The organism is Streptomyces sp. NBC_01408 (assembly GCF_026340255.1).
Lineage (GTDB): Bacteria > Actinomycetota > Actinomycetes > Streptomycetales > Streptomycetaceae > Streptomyces.
Genome location: NZ_JAPEPJ010000001.1, coordinates 1136926 through 1152724 on the forward strand (window position 1 = coordinate 1136926; position 15799 = coordinate 1152724).

General features: G+C 71.9%; 14 protein-coding genes. 7 read left to right on the plus strand and 7 right to left on the minus strand.

Annotated features, from left to right (window positions below):
* Nucleotides 1-12: 12 nt before the first annotated feature.
* On the minus strand, nt 13-864 hold the full coding sequence (locus OG447_RS05265) for an RNA polymerase sigma-70 factor (RefSeq protein WP_266935177.1): 852 nt from the start codon (nt 862-864) through the stop codon (nt 13-15).
* Nucleotides 861-1421 (minus strand): carboxymuconolactone decarboxylase family protein, encoded by a 561-nt coding sequence (locus tag OG447_RS05270; RefSeq protein ID WP_266935179.1) that lies wholly within the window; start codon nt 1419-1421, stop codon nt 861-863. The genes OG447_RS05265 and OG447_RS05270 overlap by 4 nt, the downstream gene beginning before the upstream one ends.
* Nucleotides 1422-1623: 202 nt before the next feature.
* On the opposite strand from OG447_RS05270, the gene OG447_RS05275 reads away from it, so the two are divergent.
* Entirely contained in the window at nt 1624-3267 is a 1644-nt protein-coding gene (locus OG447_RS05275; protein WP_266935180.1) for a DNA repair helicase XPB, read from the plus strand.
* 231 nt (nt 3268-3498) lie between these two features.
* Here the strand turns inward: OG447_RS05275 and OG447_RS05280 are convergent, their stop codons facing one another.
* Entirely contained in the window at nt 3499-3684 is a 186-nt protein-coding gene (locus OG447_RS05280) for a hypothetical protein (RefSeq protein ID WP_266935182.1), read from the minus strand.
* A 360-nt stretch (nt 3685-4044) separates the two neighbouring features.
* On the opposite strand from OG447_RS05280, the gene OG447_RS05285 reads away from it, so the two are divergent.
* Nucleotides 4045-6144: an AAA family ATPase gene (locus OG447_RS05285; protein ID WP_266935183.1), complete on the plus strand. Its 2100-nt coding sequence runs from the start codon at nt 4045-4047 to the stop codon at nt 6142-6144.
* A 109-nt stretch (nt 6145-6253) separates the two neighbouring features.
* On the opposite strand, the gene OG447_RS05290 is transcribed toward OG447_RS05285, so the two are convergent.
* Nucleotides 6254-7675 carry a hypothetical protein gene (locus OG447_RS05290; RefSeq protein WP_266935185.1) on the minus strand — a complete coding sequence of 474 codons (1422 nt, stop codon included), beginning with the start codon at nt 7673-7675 and terminating at the stop codon, nt 6254-6256.
* Between the two features lie 479 nt (nt 7676-8154).
* Nucleotides 8155-8841 carry a copper homeostasis protein CutC gene (locus tag OG447_RS05295; protein ID WP_266935187.1) on the minus strand — a complete coding sequence of 229 codons (687 nt, stop codon included), beginning with the start codon at nt 8839-8841 and terminating at the stop codon, nt 8155-8157.
* A gap of 123 nt (nt 8842-8964) precedes the next feature.
* On the opposite strand from OG447_RS05295, the gene OG447_RS05300 reads away from it, so the two are divergent.
* On the plus strand, nt 8965-9642 hold the full coding sequence (locus OG447_RS05300; protein ID WP_266935188.1) for a hypothetical protein: 678 nt from the start codon (nt 8965-8967) through the stop codon (nt 9640-9642).
* A 74-nt stretch (nt 9643-9716) separates the two neighbouring features.
* Entirely contained in the window at nt 9717-10937 is a 1221-nt protein-coding gene (locus OG447_RS05305) for a Cmx/CmrA family chloramphenicol efflux MFS transporter (RefSeq protein ID WP_266938758.1), read from the plus strand.
* Between the two features lie 237 nt (nt 10938-11174).
* Here OG447_RS05305 and OG447_RS05310 read toward each other — a convergent pair whose 3' ends face one another.
* Together OG447_RS05310 and OG447_RS05315 are read right to left on the minus strand one after the other, a co-directional pair.
* Nucleotides 11175-11441 carry a DUF4031 domain-containing protein gene (locus tag OG447_RS05310; protein ID WP_266935189.1) on the minus strand — a complete coding sequence of 89 codons (267 nt, stop codon included), beginning with the start codon at nt 11439-11441 and terminating at the stop codon, nt 11175-11177.
* Complete coding sequence (locus tag OG447_RS05315; protein ID WP_266935190.1) at nt 11438-11809, minus strand: hypothetical protein; 372 nt, start codon at nt 11807-11809, stop codon at nt 11438-11440. The genes OG447_RS05310 and OG447_RS05315 overlap by 4 nt, the downstream gene beginning before the upstream one ends.
* Before the next feature lie 245 nt (nt 11810-12054).
* Here OG447_RS05315 and OG447_RS05320 point away from each other — a divergent pair, with 245 nt between their 5' ends.
* The 3 genes from OG447_RS05320 to OG447_RS05330 all read left to right on the plus strand — a co-directional run bounded on the left by OG447_RS05320 (nt 12055) and on the right by OG447_RS05330 (nt 15796).
* Nucleotides 12055-13164 (plus strand): MurR/RpiR family transcriptional regulator, encoded by a 1110-nt coding sequence (locus OG447_RS05320; protein ID WP_266938759.1) that lies wholly within the window; start codon nt 12055-12057, stop codon nt 13162-13164.
* A gap of 131 nt (nt 13165-13295) precedes the next feature.
* On the plus strand, nt 13296-14231 hold the full coding sequence (murQ, locus tag OG447_RS05325; protein ID WP_266935191.1) for an N-acetylmuramic acid 6-phosphate etherase: 936 nt from the start codon (nt 13296-13298) through the stop codon (nt 14229-14231).
* Between the two features lie 35 nt (nt 14232-14266).
* Entirely contained in the window at nt 14267-15796 is a 1530-nt protein-coding gene (locus tag OG447_RS05330) for a PTS transporter subunit EIIC (protein ID WP_266935192.1), read from the plus strand.
* Nucleotides 15797-15799 lie beyond the last annotated feature (3 nt).

Sequence of the window (15799 nt, forward strand, 5' to 3'; positions counted from 1 at the left end):
GTAGGTCTCGGGTCAGGCCAGGTGCCGGAGCTTGTCGGGGTTGCGGATGACCCGGATCTCGGTGATCCGGCCGTTCTCGACCTCTACGCAGGCGACGGTGTCCGGCCGTCCGGCCGTGGTGAGCAGCAGGCCCGGCCGGCCGTTGACGTCGACGGCCACGAAGCGCGGGGCCTCCATCGGCTGGGCGACCACGGCTGCGACGAAGCGGGCCACGTTGTCGGCGCCGTGCAGCGGGCGCAGGGCCGCCTTGACCTTTCCGCCGCCGTCGTTCCATGCGGTGACGTCGGGGGCGAGCAGTTCCATCATGCGGTTCAGGTCGCCCCCGAGGCACGCGGCGAGAAACTCGTCGGTGACCTGGCGCGTCACCTCGGCCGGGGTCGCGTAGCGCGGCCGGCGTGCCTCGACGTGCGACTTGGCCCGGGAGCCGACCTGGCGTACCGAGGTCTCGGTGCGGTCGAGCGTCTCGGCGATCTCCCGATACGGGAAGCCGAAGACCTCCTTGAGTACGAAGACCGCCCGCTCCAGCGGGGAGAGGCTCTCCAGAACCACCAGCATGGCGAGCGAGACCGACTCGGCCAGCTCCACGTCCCCGGTGGCGTCCGGCACGGTGACCAGCGGCTCGGGCAGCCAGGGGCCGACGTACTGCTCACGCTTGACGGCGGCCGAACTCAACCGGTTGAGCGCGAGGTTGGTGACCGTGCGGGCCAGGTAGCCGCCCGGGTTGGCGATCTCGCCGGACACCTGGCTGCAGCGGAGCCAGGTGTCCTGGACCAGGTCCTCGGCGTCCGCGACGCTGCCGAGCATCCGGTAGGCGATGCCGAAGAGCATCGGTCGGTGCTGTTCGAAGACGGCGATCTCGATCACGTACGTGACGGTACCGCGCAGGCCTCGGAAAAGCCCTGGCTCGTCAGGCCGAAGGCGCTGTTCATCCGGGAGCGCAGGTTCTCCAGGGCAACCATGGCGGTGAGTTCCACGAAGGCGGCCTCGCCCAGCTGCCGGAGCAGCGCTTCGGCGAGTTCGTCGGCGACGTTGGGCTCGGTCTCGGTCATGGCCTCGGCGTACTCCATGACCTGGAGTTCCAGCTCGGTGAAGGCCTCGCGGTGGTCCCGCCACTGCGGCACCTGGGAGATCTTGTCGAGCGACAGGCCGAGTTCGCTGCCTTCCCAGTGGCCGAAGTCCATGCACCAGGAGCAGTTGATCCGGGCGGCGGTGGCCATCACGGCGAGATGCTTCAGGGCCGGCTCCAGCGCGTTCCACTTGGTGACGGAGCGCTCCAGCTTGACGTTGGTGAGCAGGACCTTCCGGTTGTGGCCGATCGCGAGCCCGGGGTCGAGCACCTTGCCGTACATCCGGCGGGAGTACCAGGACCCGATGCGGTTCAGCAGGGTACGGGGCGGGGTGAGGGAGATACGGGCGGTCATTTCGGGCCTCCAGGCTTCTGGACGGTGCTTCTGGAGGTAGGACAGGACAGCTGCCGAGAATGTGACATCAGGGCCCCGGCAGGAGCTGACCGGCGACATTCCCGCACCGCTGTCCCGGGTGACTCCAGGGAGCGCCGGGTTCCCCGCCGGTCGGGCGTACGGCACACTGGAGGTTTGACCTGAGTGAAACGGGGCTCCTCGCGTGAATGGTCCACTTATCGTCCAGAGCGACAAAACCCTCCTTCTCGAAGTCGACCACGAGCTCGCCGGCGCCGCGCGGCGGGCCATCGCTCCCTTCGCCGAGCTGGAGCGCGCCCCCGAGCACATCCACACCTACCGGATCACCCCGCTCGGCCTGTGGAACGCCCGCGCCGCCGGGCACGACGCCGAGCAGGTCGTCGACGCGCTCGTCGAGTACTCCCGCTACCCCGTCCCGCACGCGCTGCTCGTCGACGTCGCCGAGACCATGGCGCGCTACGGCCGCCTCACCCTCTCCAAGCACCCCGTGCACGGGCTGGTCCTGACCAGCACCGACCGGCCGGTGCTGGAGGAGATCCTGCGGTCCAAGCGGATCGCCCCGCTCGTCGGAGCGCGGCTCGACCCCGACACCGTGGCCGTGCACCCCTCCGAGCGCGGGCAGATCAAGCAGACCCTGCTCAAGCTGGGCTGGCCGGCCGAGGACCTCGCCGGATACGTGGACGGCGAGGCCCACGCCATCGACCTCGTCGAGGACGGCTGGGCGCTGCGCCCGTACCAGCAGCAGGCCGTCGAGGGCTTCTGGCACGGCGGTTCCGGTGTGGTCGTGCTGCCCTGCGGCGCGGGCAAGACCCTGGTGGGCGCCGGGGCCATGGCGATGGCCAAGGCGACCACGCTGATCCTGGTCACGAACACCGTCTCGGCCCGCCAGTGGAAGCACGAGCTGGTCAAGCGGACCTCGCTGACGGAGGAGGAGATCGGCGAGTACTCCGGCACCCGCAAGGAGATCCGCCCCGTCACGATCGCCACGTACCAGGTCCTGACGACGAAGCGGAAGGGTGTCTACCCGCACCTGGAGCTCTTCGACTCCCGGGACTGGGGCCTGATCCTCTACGACGAGGTGCACCTGCTGCCGGCGCCCGTCTTCAAGTTCACCGCCGACCTCCAGGCCCGCCGCCGCCTCGGCCTGACCGCCACCCTCGTGCGCGAGGACGGCCGCGAGTCGGACGTCTTCTCCCTCATCGGGCCGAAGCGGTTCGACGCGCCGTGGAAGGAGATCGAGGCGCAGGGCTACATCGCGCCGGCGGACTGCGTGGAGGTCCGCGTGAACCTCACCGAGTCGGAGCGCCTCGCGTACGCGACCGCCGAGACGGAGGAGAAGTACCGCTTCTGCGCGACGACGGCCACGAAGCGCAAGGTCACGGAGGCGCTGGTGCGCAAGCACCAGGGCGAGCAGACCCTCGTCATCGGCCAGTACATCGACCAGCTCGACGAGCTCGGCGAGCACCTGGACGCCCCCGTCATCAAGGGCGAGACCTCCAACGCGCAGCGCGAGAAGCTCTTCAACGCCTTCCGCGAGGGCGAGATCAGCGTGCTGGTCGTGTCGAAGGTCGCGAACTTCTCCATCGACCTGCCCGAGGCCACGGTCGCCATCCAGGTGTCGGGCACCTTCGGCTCCCGCCAGGAGGAAGCCCAGCGCCTGGGCCGTGTCCTGCGCCCGAAGGCGGACGGCCACGAGGCCCGCTTCTACTCGGTCGTCGCGCGCGACACGATCGACCAGGACTTCGCGGCACACCGCCAGCGCTTCCTGGCCGAACAGGGCTACGCCTACCGGATCATGGACGCCGACGAACTCCTGACGAGCGACTGACAAACCCGCCCCCAGCCCGTCGGCGCCTGAGACTTGGGGCCAACCCAGCCCCGCCGGCGTTTGAGGCGCGGGGTCTGGGGCGGAGCCCCAGCAACGGCGCCGCACGTCACACCCGGGCCGGAGCCAAACCCAGCCCCGCCGGCGCTTGAGGCGCGGGGCCTGGGGCGGAGCCCCAGCAACGGCGCCGCAGGGCACACCCGACCCGCGACGGCCCGGCCAGGGCAAGCGCAGTCACCGGCGCATGACGCCCGCATCCTCGGCGTACTCACCCAGCACGACGACGCTCACGGCGGCCGCCGCGAAGACCTTCGCGGCACGCAGCACGCCGCCGAGGCCGGTGCGGGGACGGGAGTCGGAGATGGCGGTGGCGCCGCGCGGGCGGCCGCCCTGGATCGGGGTGAAGGTTGCGGTGCTCATGGATCCATGGTGCGTTTCCGCCCCCGCCCGGCACATCGCCCTGGGGGCGGAACCCCAAGGCCCCCGGCGTCCTCCTCCCGACCCATACCGTCCCCTAGGGCCCCTACCCCGGTCTGACACTCCCCCGTACGAGACCCGCCCGCCACCCGTACGGAGTCCGGGACGGAGGTCGGTACGCCAGGTCCTGGACGGCAGGTCTCCCAGCCCCCCGGTACGGCCCTCTAAATCGTTCGCGCCGCCCGCCCGCGATGGCTAGAATCTCCGCTCTTGCCGCCTCCCGCCGCACATCCGGGGAGAGCCGCCCGCCGGTCGGCAACCGGCGGGCCGTCTGTTTCGCACCCAGCAGCTGGAGGCAGTCCCGTGCCCGCGCACGCCCCCGACACCGACACCCACACCGGCACCAGCACCGGCACCGCGCCCCACGACCCGAACCCGCTCGCCCGCGAACGCGCGCACCTCGCCGCCTCCCGCTCCGCGCTCCGCGCCATGCGCGAGGACGTCGAGTCCCTCGACATCCGCGACGTCACCGCGAACTGGGTCAACGCGATCGTCCTCCAGGCCCAGATCGACGACCGCATCAAGGCCCTCGCCGACCTCGCCCACACCCCGCTCTTCTTCGGCCGCCTGAACTACCTGCACGCGCCGGGCGCGGACCTCGCCGAGGGCGGGGAGGGCGAGCAGTTCTACATCGGCCGCCGGCACGTCCACGATGCGGGCGGCGACCCGATGGTCATCGACTGGCGCGCGCCCGTCTCCCAGCCGTTCTACCGGGCCTCCAAGACCGACCCGCAGGACGTCGCCCTGCGCCGCCGCTTCGGCTACACCGGCGGCGAGCTGACCGCGTACGAGGACGAGCACCTCTCCGACCCCTCAGAGGCGACCGCCGTCAGCAAGCTGCTCCAGCAGGAGATCGAGCGCCCGCGCGTCGGCCCCATGCGGGACATCGTCGCGACGATCCAGCCCGAGCAGGACGAGATCGTGCGCTCCGGCCTGTCCGGCTCCGTCTGCGTCCAGGGAGGCCCCGGCACCGGGAAGACCGCCGTCGGCCTGCACCGCGTCGCCTACCTCCTCTACGCGCACCGCGACCGCCTCGCCCGCACCGGGACCCTGGTCATCGGGCCGAACCGTTCCTTCCTCCACTACATCGAGCAGGTCCTGCCCGCCCTGGGCGAGCTGGAGGTCCAGCAGGCCACCGTCGACGACCTGGTCGCCCGCGAGGGCCTGGAGGTACGCGGCTCCGACGCGGCCGGGACCGCCGTGGTCAAGGGCGACGCCCGGATGGCGGAGGTGCTGCGCCGCGCCGTCCGCTCGCACGTCACCCTGCCCACCGAGCCGCTGATGGTCGTCCGCGGCTCGCGCCGCTGGCGCGTCCCCGCGTACGAGCTGGAGGAGCTCGTCACGCAGCTCCTCGACCGGGACATCCGCTACGGCGCGGCCCGCGAGGCCCTCCCCCAGCGGATCGCGCACTCGGTGCTCGTACGGATGGAGCAGGCGGGCGAGGCGCCGGACGACCGGGTGCAGGACGCGGTGGCCCGCAACGCGGCGGTGAAGGCGGCCGTCAAGGAGATGTGGCCGCCGGTGGAACCGGCGAAGCTCCTCCTGAGGCTGCTCTCGGACCCCGACTTCCTCGCGCTGCACGCGGCGGACGTCCTCACGGCCGACGAGCAGAAGCTCCTGCTGTGGACGAAGCCCTTCCGGAGCGTGAAGTCCGCGAAGTGGTCGGCGGCGGACCTGGTCCTCATCGACGAGGCGGCCGACCTGGTGGAACGCACCCACTCCCTCGGCCATGTCGTCCTCGACGAGGCACAGGACCTGTCCCCGATGCAGTACCGGGCGGTGGGGCGGCGCTGCACGACGGGCTCGGCGACGGTACTGGGCGACCTGGCACAGGGCACCACCCCGTGGGCCACCCGCAGCTGGGACGAGGCCCTGACGCACCTGGGGAAGCCGCAGGCGGTGGTGGAGGAGCTGACGGCGGGCTTCCGCGTACCGCGCGAGGTGATCGCCTACGCCTCCCGCCTGCTGCCGTCGATCTCGCCGGGGCTGGCCCCGGTGTCCTCGGTCCGCGAGACCCCGGGCTCACTGCGCATCTCGGAGACGGCGGACCTGACACCGGCGGTGGTCTCGGCGTGTCTGGAGGCTCTGGCCCACGAGGGCTCGGTGGGCCTGATCGCGGCCGACGCCCGTATCCCGGCCCTGGCGGAGGCCCTGCGGGCGGCGGACCTGGCGTACCTCGCGCCGGGCGAGGAGACGACGGCGGAGTCCCGGCTGACGCTGGTGCCGGCGTCGCTGGCGAAGGGCCTGGAGTACGACTACGTGGTACTGGACGAGCCCGCGGCGGTCGTGGACGGCGAGCCGGACGAACGCACGGGCCTGCGCCGGCTCTACGTCTGCCTCACCCGAGCCGTCTCGGGCCTGACGGCCCTCCACTCGGCCCCGCTCCCGGCGGCCCTGGCCTGACGGGCCGACAACTGCGGCGACCTGGAACCGAGGCGGGTGGTCCGCCTCGGTTCGGAGCCCTGCCGGGCCGCTCTTCGCGAGGGTCTGCCGTGACCGTGCGACCGCCGCGTCACTGGCCCGACTGGTCCTTGCTTGCGCCCGCTTCGGTGGAGCCGGCCTTCTCCAGGAGCTCCTTGAAGGGCGTCTGCGCGGTGGAGCCGCGCACCTGCGCGAAACCATACCGGTCAATCATCTCTTGGCTGCGTTTGGGCAAGTTGGGATTGAACCTGACCCTGTCACCCGGTGGCGATATAGCCACATCTATGCGCGACCGCTCACGACCGGACACCCGCCACACCGTTATACGCTGTGGACCTCGGATCACATTGAGGATCTCACTGCTGTTCGAAATCCCGGATTCATTCTTGTATTCTGTACCTTTTGGTTCCCGGGGACCCAGCTTCTCGCCTCTCTTTTTGAGCTCCTCGACAGTCACCCTGGATCCTCCGTAATTGGCAGGAAGTATCATCCTGTCCTTCCTGATCACGTACACCTGGGTCTGCGCTCTAATTGCCTCGTAATTCAACTTTTCGGGATTCTCGATCTCGACGACTACATCCTGCGCAATTTCTTCCCCTGGATCCAGAACGCGCCCCTCCGGCGTAACAAACTCGCCATCGTAGATCAATTTCAGCGAAGGGGGGCCGTCCTCAGAAATAAGGTTCGCGGGCCCGCCATGGATCCAGTAGATACTGCCGAGTACGTAGACCGGAATCTTGCCGTCGTTTCTTACGTGCAGACGGACCGTCACATGCATCGCCGCCCTCGCCCTGTCCAGGCTTGCCTCCTTGAACTCAGCCCCACTCATGATCAGCGGGGTGACCGTATAGGGGACATAGACCTGCGTATACGCCAGGTTCATGCCGGCAAGGAGGGTGGGGATGATCGCCCCGATCGCGATGCGACCGGGATATCGAAGACCCTTCCACGCCCGGGATCTGATGAGTTCAATCCCCGCCACTACCGACCCGACAAGGAAGAGGATCACAATCACGGACCGGCGGTTTAGTTGCTCGCCGATCTGCAGCAGGAGAAGCGAGAAGCTACCAAGAAAGACGATGCCGACTCCGGCCAGAACAATGGCCCCCGAATAGCGTCTTTCCCGCTTGTGCCAATAGTCGACAGCGGACAATGCGGCGATCAATACCATCAGACCCGCAGCAAGGACCGTATATCCTGCGAGTCGTCCGCCGAAGGTCAGGGCATCACAGCTGTCCTTCCAGCCAATCCAGATGAGCAGGCACGCGGACAAGAAGAAGCCGATGAACATGATGCCGCCGACTGCCCGTCGACGCACGGCTCGATCTGGCCAGACAGTACTGTCTCCGCCGATCCAACGGACGTCGCGCCCGAATGGCTGACCAGCATGGGAGAGGAGTTTTTGGAGTTCGCTGGGGGACCGCACTTTGCCCACGGACTTGCCGCTGATTGTGACTGTCCGCCAGCCGAGGTCGTCAGGCACCCCTACGGTTACCTCGGGGGTGTACGCCATGACATCAGCCTGCCGCTTGTCCGCGGTAACCGCCTCCGGAGCGGCGCGCACCGCACAGCGGGTCGCACCCATCGGGGTGCGCTCGACGCGGTGCGGGGTGAAGCTGGATATGACGTTTTGGTGTCGCCCCTACTCAGAGGAACTCGCATGCGTACACGACTTCTCGGGTTTACCGCCGCTCTGATACTGGCCGCTCTTGGCGTCGCGGGTCCCGTTGCACAAGCGGCCGTACCTGCTGTAACTGAGCCGATGTGTGTGCAGGGTGACGGAACGGTGGAGTACGACTCCGGTGCCGGCAAGTGGATCTGCGTGGGCGGCAGTCACGACGGCGAATCCATCAGCTGACCACGGCATGGCACTCGATCGGCCAACTCCTGCCCCCGCCAGTCGGCCCGGCCCCCGATAAGCGGCGGATCCGGCCGACCGAGGAGCGGGGGCCGGGGCAGCGCCCCCGACCCCCCGACCCCCCGGCCGCAGGGTCAGGCCAGCGCCGCCCGCCACTCGGCGACGGCCGTAGCCGAGACCGGGCCGTCCCACCCGGAGGGACGCGCCGCGCCGCCGATGTGGAAGGCGTCGATGCCACCTGCGCGCAGCACCGGCAGGTGCCCCAGCGTCAGGCCGCCGCCGACCAGGATCCGCGCCCCGTACCCCGGCTCGCCCCGCCGCGCCGCCTCCGCGAGCAGCACCGGCAGGCCCTCGTCGACCCCGGCTGCGGAGCCCGCCGTCAGGTACGTGTCCAGACCGGGCAGGTCCGCCAGCGTCTTGCGCAGCTGGTCCCGGTCCGCCGCGCGGTCGATCGCCCGGTGGAAGGTCCAGCGGCAGCCCTCCAGCTCCGCGACGACCGCCTCGACGGCTACGAGGTCGGGGCTGCCGTCCGGGTTCAGGAAGCCGAGGACGAACTCCTGCGCGCCCTCCGACCGCAGCTCCCGCGCCGCTTCGAGCAGGACGGACACGTCACCGGCCGCGAAGCCGTCCGTCTTGCGGAGCATCACGCGCAGCGGGATGTCGACCGCCGCCCTGATCGCCGCGAAGGTCTCGCGCGGCGGGGTGAGCCCGTCGGCGGCCATGTCGGTGACCAGTTCGAGTCGGTCCGCCCCACCGGCCTGGGCCGCGATCGCGTCCTCCACGTCGAGGGCGATCACCTCCAGGAGCGCACGGTTGCTCATTCGATCCCATCCTTCGGAAAACAGCTCGGGAAGTAGCTCGGAAATAGGTCTAGTCCAATATCCAGGGTACGGGCCTCCACCCGCGCTTCACCAGCACAATCACGCCACCCCCACAATGTGCGCATGGACACAGGCGCCCCGAGCAGCGACACCCACACCGACACCGCGGCCCTCGAAGCCCGTTGGCGGGCGACCGTCACCGCCGCCGGCGCCCCCGCCGACCGCGATCCCGCCCCCTACGCCGACCGCCTCCTCGCCGCCTGGGGGGAGCCGCAGCGCCGCTACCACACCACCGCGCACCTGACCGCCGTACTCCTCCACATCGACACGCTGGAGCAGTACGCCGCCGATCCCGCCGCCGTGCAGCTCGCCGCCTGGTTCCACGACGCCGTCTACCGCCCCGACCGCTCCGAGAACGAGGAGCGCAGCGCCGCCCTCGCCGAGCGCGCCCTCCCCGAGCTCGGCGTCGACGCCGCGCGCACCGCCGAGGTGGCCCGCCTGGTCCGGCTCACCGTCACCCACGACCCCGCCCCCGGCGACATCGACGGCGAGGTGCTCTGCGACGCGGACCTGGCCGTCCTGGCCGGGGAGCCGCAGGCCTACGCCGCTTACGCCGCCGCCGTCCGCGCCGAGTACGGCTTCGTCCCGGACGAGGCCTTCCGCACCGGCCGCGCCGCCGTACTGCGCCAGCTGCTCGACCTGCCGCGGCTCTTCCGCACGCCCTACGGAGCCGCGCACTGGGAGGCCCCGGCCCGCGCGAACCTCGCCGCGGAACTCGCCTCGCTCCAGTCACACAGGTAACAGCCGCGCAGGGAATTTGATCACGTTGGCCATGGTTGGTGAGGGACATGCCCGAAGCCGCCGCTCGCACCCGCATGCCCGTCGCCGTCTACGTCCTCGGCCTGTCCGTCTTCGCACTCGGCACCAGCGAGTTCATGCTGTCGGGGCTGCTGCCACCCATCGCGGACGACATGGGCGTCACCATCCCGCAGGCGGGCCTGCTGATATCCGCCTTCGCGATCGGCATGGTCGTCGGGGCGCCGCTGCTGGCCGTGGCCACCCTGCGGCTGCCGCGCCGCACCACCCTCATCTCCCTGATCAGCCTCTTCGGCCTCGGGCAGGTCGCGGGCGCGCTGGCCCCCTCCTACGAGCTCCTCTTCGCCTCCCGCGTGGTCTCGGCCCTCGCCTGCGCCGGGTTCTGGGCCGTCGGCGCGGCCGTCGCCATCGCCATGGTCGAGCGCAACCAGCGGGCCCGCGCCATGGCCGTCATGATCGGCGGCCTGTCCATCGCGAACGTCCTCGGCGTCCCCGCCGGGGCCTTCCTCGGTGAGCACCTCGGCTGGCGCTCCGCGTTCTGGTCGGTCGGCGCGGCCTCCGCGGTCGCCCTCGTAGGCATCCTCGTACTGGTCCCGAAGATCCCGCTGCCCGCGCAGAAGCCCCGGCTCGGGCGGGAGCTGGGCATCTACCGCGACCGGCAGGTGTGGCTGTCCATCGTCATCACGGCCCTCGCCGCCGGCGGCGTCTTCTGCGCCTTCAGCTACCTGTCCCCGCTGCTCACGGACGTGGCGGGGCTGGACTCGCAGTGGGTGCCGTGGATCCTCGGCCTCTTCGGCGTCGGCGCGCTGGCCGGCACCACCCTCGGCGGCCGGGTGGCCGACGCGCACCTGTTCGGCGTGCTGCTGTGGGGCATCACCGCCTCGACGGTCTTCCTGACCGCGCTCGCCCTCCTCGCGTCCGCGCAGGCGGCGGCGATCGCCCTGTCCTTCCTGCTCGGCTTCTCGGCGTTCTTCACCGCCCCGGCGCTCAACGCCCGCATGTTCAACGTCGCCGGCGCCGCCCCGACCCTGGCCGGCGCCACCACCACGGCCGCGTTCAACCTCGGCAACACCGGCGGCCCCTGGCTGGGCGGCACCGTCATCGACGCGGGCCTCGGCTACGCCGCCACCGCCTGGGCGGGCGCGGCCATGACCGTCGCCGCCGTCGTCCTCACGGCGATCGCCCTCCGCCTGGACCGCCGCACCCCGCCCCGCGCGACCCGCGTGGTCGCCTCCTCGGCGGCCGGATCGACCCCGGCCCCCGTGACCGAGCCGGCCTAGTGCTGTGACCGGAAAGGTCCACCGGGTCGCGCCGCCCGGCACGGCACCTCGCCGCATTGTCGGACCGCGCCGGTACGTCCAGTACGAGCCGCGGCCCTCCGCCTTGCGATGCACCGCACCGGACGACGCGACCCGGCAAACCTTCCCGGCCACAGCACTAGAGGAACGAGTCCGAGGTCCTCGGCGGCAGAGCGCGAAGAGGTCGTCCTCGAAGGAGGCGAACTCCGCCGACGGCTCCTACGCCGGCCGGCCCTTCGGGCGGCGCAGGCCGGCCTGGGTGAGGCGGCGGACGAGTTCCTTGCTGCCGATCTCCACCGCGCCCGCGCCGACCGCGGCCGCGTACCGGTGCGAGGGCACGTCGTAGTGGTCGCGCTCGAAGGCGCGCGGCGGGCAGCCGATGCCCGCCGCGAAAGCGTGCAGCTCCTCGTACGAGATGTCGCTGACCAGGTGCGACCACATGCGGCCGTGGCCCGGCCAGGTCGGCGGGTCGATGTAGACGGTCACCGGCCGAGGACCGTGCCCAGGGTGCCCACCGCCGCCACCTTCACGCCCGCCTCCGAGCACACCCAGTGCGGGTCGGGTCCGAGTTCCGGCTCCACGTCCAGCGCGTGCGGGTCGCCGTGCGAGCAGACCGGGCACAGCGGCCAGCGCCCGTACTTCTCCAGCAGCGCGTCCTTCACGTCCTGGGCAACGAGCCCGGGGAGGTAGTCGACCCCCTCCGGCCACTGCTCCACCCACCACCGGCGGTGCGTGACCGAGTCCTCGACGAGGGAGACGACATCGGCATCGGCGACCTCGCCGGCGGCGAGGTCGGCGAGAACAAGTGCACGGGCGACATGCAGCGCCTGTTCCAGGGGGGTCGCGTGGTCCATGCGCCCATTGTGACCCCGTACGGCCCAACGGGAGAAGGTCCTTCTCATACCGGTACGTATGGCTCCTTGACCCCCGCCACCCCTGAAAATAGGTTTCAGGCGTGAGCGAGAACCCGAAAGAAACTTTCAGAACGGAGCGCCGGAGCACCCCGGCCGCAGGCACCCCGCGCCCCACCCCGGCCGCGCAGGCCCCGACCTCGGCTTCGGCCGCCGCCGACCGGGCGCCGGGCGCGGAGCCGACCGGCCTGACCTCGGGCCCGGCCTCGCCCACCCCGCCGCCCGGCCCCGCCCCGGGCACTCCGCGCCCCGCCCCGACCTCGGGTCCGGGCCCGACCCCGGCCGCGCAGGCCCCGACCCCGGCCCCGGCCACTCCGCCGGCTCCGGCCCCGCCCGCCCCGGCCTCTACCGACCGGAAGCCCACGGCCGCGCCGTCAGCCCGGGCCCCCGCCCAGGCGGCCAAGCCCGCAGACCAGCTCGCGGCAGCGCCGGCGCCCGCCGCCCTCCGCGCCCGCGTCCGCAGCCTCGGGCCCTCCATGACCCGTTCCATGCTGACCGTCGCCGAGGCCGTCGCCTCCGACCCCGCCGGGTGCGCCGCGCTCACCGTGTCCGCCCTCGCGGAGCGAACCGGCACCAGCGAGGCCACCGTCGTCCGCACCGCCCGCCTCCTCGGCTACCCCGGCTACCGCGACCTGCGCCTGGCGCTGGCCGCCCTCGCCGCCCAGCAGGAGTCCGGCGCCGCCCCGGCCGTCACCGTCGACATAGCCGTCGACGACCCCCTCGCCGACGTCGTCGCCAAACTGGCCCACGAGGAGGCGCAGACCCTCGCCGACACCGCCGCCGGACTCGACCTCACCCAGCTGGCCGCCGCCGTCACCGCCCTCGCGACCGCCCGCCGCATCGACATCTACGGCGTCGGCGCCTCCGCCCTCGTCGGCCAGGACCTCGCCCAGAAGCTGCTGCGCATCGGCCTCGTCGCCCACGCCCACAGCGACCCCCACCTCGCCGTCACGGGCGCCGTCCAGCTGCGCCCCGGCGACGTGGCCGTCGCCGTCACCCACTCCGGTTCCACGGGCGACGTGATCGAACCCCTGCGCACGGCCTTCGAGCGCGGCGCCACCACCATCGCCCTCACCGGCCGCCCGAACGCCCCCGTCGCCCACTACGCCGACCTCGTACTGGCCACCTCCGCCCCCCGCGAGACCCGGCTGCGCCCGGCCGCCATGTCCAGCCGCACCAGCCAGCTCCTCGTCGTCGACTGCCTGTTCGTCGGCGTGGCCCAGCAGACCTACGACACCGCCGCGCCCGCCCTGGCCGCCTCCTACGAGGCCCTGGCCCACCGCCACACTGCCCGCTGAACCAGCCCCGCCGGGCGAAATCCAGCCCCGTCGGCGTTTGAGGCGCGGGGCCCGGGGCGGAGCCCCGACCTCGAAGCCCAGCCCAACACCCGCCACGGCCACCGCCCGCCCCGCCAAGGAGCCCGCCGCCCATGCCCCCGTACACGGAACTCCGCGCCCAACTGGAAACGCTGACCACCGAGGCCTTCCGCCCGGACCTCGCCGAGATCGACCGCCTCTCCACCCTCGACATCGCCCGCACCATGAACGCCGAGGACACCACCGTCCCCGCCGCCGTCGCTGGCGCGCTCCCCCAGATCGCCGCCGCGATCGACGCCATCGCCGCCCGCATGGCCCGGGGCGGCCGCCTGGTCTACGCGGGAGCGGGCACCGCCGGCCGGATGGGCGTCCTGGACGCCAGCGAGTGCCCGCCCACCTTCAACACCGACCCCGCCGAGGTCGTGGGCCTGATCGCGGGCGGCCCCTCCGCCATGGTCAAGTCCGTCGAGGGCGCCGAGGACTCCGTGGACCTGGCCGCCGCCGACCTCACCGCGCTGGGGATCGGCCCCGAGGACACCGTCGTCGGCATCTCCGCCTCCGGCCGCACCCCGTACGCGATCGGCGCCGTCGAATTCGCCCGCAGCCGCGGCGCGCTCACCGTCGGCCTGTCCTGCAACGCCGGGTCCGCGCTCGCCGCCGCCGCCGAGCACGGCATCGAGGTGGTCGTCGGGCCCGAACTGCTCACCGGCTCCACCCGCCTGAAGGCCGGCACCGCCCAGAAGCTCGTCCTCAACCTCATCTCGACGATCACGATGATCCGCCTGGGCAAGACCTACGGAAACCTCATGGTCGACATGCGCTCCTCCAACGAGAAGCTGTACGCCCGCGCCCGCCGCATCGTGGCCCTGGCCACCGGCGCGCCCGACGAGGAGATCGAGGCCGCGCTGGCCGCCACCGGCGGCGAGGTCAAGAACGCGATCCTCGTGATCCTCGGCGCGGTGGACGGCCCGCAGGCCGCCGAACTGCTCGCCGCCGCGCAGGGCCACCTGCGCGCCGCCCTCGCCGCCACCCCCGCCCGAACCAGCTGACCCAGCCCTCCCCCGACCCCCCAAGGCGACCCCACATGTCCACTGACAAGAACCGCGCCACAGCCGCCGCGATCCTCCCTCTGGTCGGCGGCCCGGACAACGTCACCTCGATCGCGCACTGCATGACCCGCCTGCGCATCACCCTCCGCGACCGCAGCCTGGTCCAGGACGAGGCCCTGCGGGCCCTGCCCGCGGTCCTGGGCGTGGTCGAGGACGACACGTACCAGATCGTCCTGGGCCCGGGCACGGTCGCTCGGGTGACACCGGAGTTCGAGGCACTGGTCGAGGAGGGCCGCACAGCCGCGGCCACCGCAGCCACCGCGCCCACCACGCCCACCGCCGACGACGCGCCTGGCGCCACGGACGCCGCCCACCCGGTCACCGCGGGCGAACTCGCCGCCCAGGGCGCCGCACTGAAGCAGGCTCAGAAGACGAAGAACGCGACACCCTTCAAGCTCCTGCTGCGCCGCATCGCGAACGTCTTCGTCCCCCTGATCCCGGCCTTGATCGGCTGCGGCATCATCGCGGGCCTGAACGGCCTGCTCGCGAACCTCGGCTGGCTGCCCGGCGTCGTCCCCGCCCTCGCCGCCATCGCCTCCGGCTTCATGTCGCTGATCGCGGTCTTCGTCGGCTACAACACGGCCAAGGAGTTCGGCGGCACCCCGATCCTCGGCGGCGCGGTCGCCGCCGTCATCGTCTTCCCGGGCGTCGCCAAGATCGACGCCTTCGGCCAGCAGCTCTCCCCCGGCCAGGGCGGCGTACTGGGCGCGCTCGCGGCCGCCCTCCTCGCCGTCCAGGTCGAGAAGTGGTGCCGCAAGGGGGTCCCGGAGGCCCTGGACGTCCTGGTGACCCCCACCCTCACCGTCCTGATCACCGGCCTGGTCACCCTCTTCGGCCTGATGTTCCTCGCCGGGGAGGTCTCCACCGCCATCGGCGCCTTCGCCAACTGGCTCCTCTCCACCGGCGGCGCCTTCGCGGGCCTGGTCCTGGGCGGCCTCTTCCTCCCCCTGGTGATGCTCGGCCTGCACCAGGCCCTCATCCCCATCCACACCACGCTCATCGAGCAGTCCGGCTACACGGTCCTGCTGCCCATCCTCGCCATGGCGGGCGCGGGCCAGGTCGGCGCGGCCATCGCCGTCTACTACCGGCTCCCGCGCAACGCCTCCATCCGCGCCACCGTCAAGTCCGCGCTCCCCGCCGGTTTCCTGGGCATCGGCGAACCGCTCATCTACGGGGTCTCCCTCCCCCTGGGCCGCCCCTTCGTCACCGCCTGCGTCGGCGGCGCGGCCGGCGGAGCCTTCGTGGGCCTCGCCCACCAGCTCGGCGTCGCCTTCGGCTCGACCGCCATCGGCCCCTCGGGCTGGGCCCTGTTCCCCCTGCTGGACGGCACCTCGGGCCTCGCGGCCAGCCTCACCGTCTACGTGGGCGGCCTGGGCGTCGGCTACCTGGTGGGCTTCCTCGCCACCTACTTCTTCGGCTTCACCCACCAGATGCTGGCCGACCTCAACGCCGACCCCGACCCGACCCCGGCCACCGAACCCGCCAAGGAACCGGCCCTGACCTGAGGC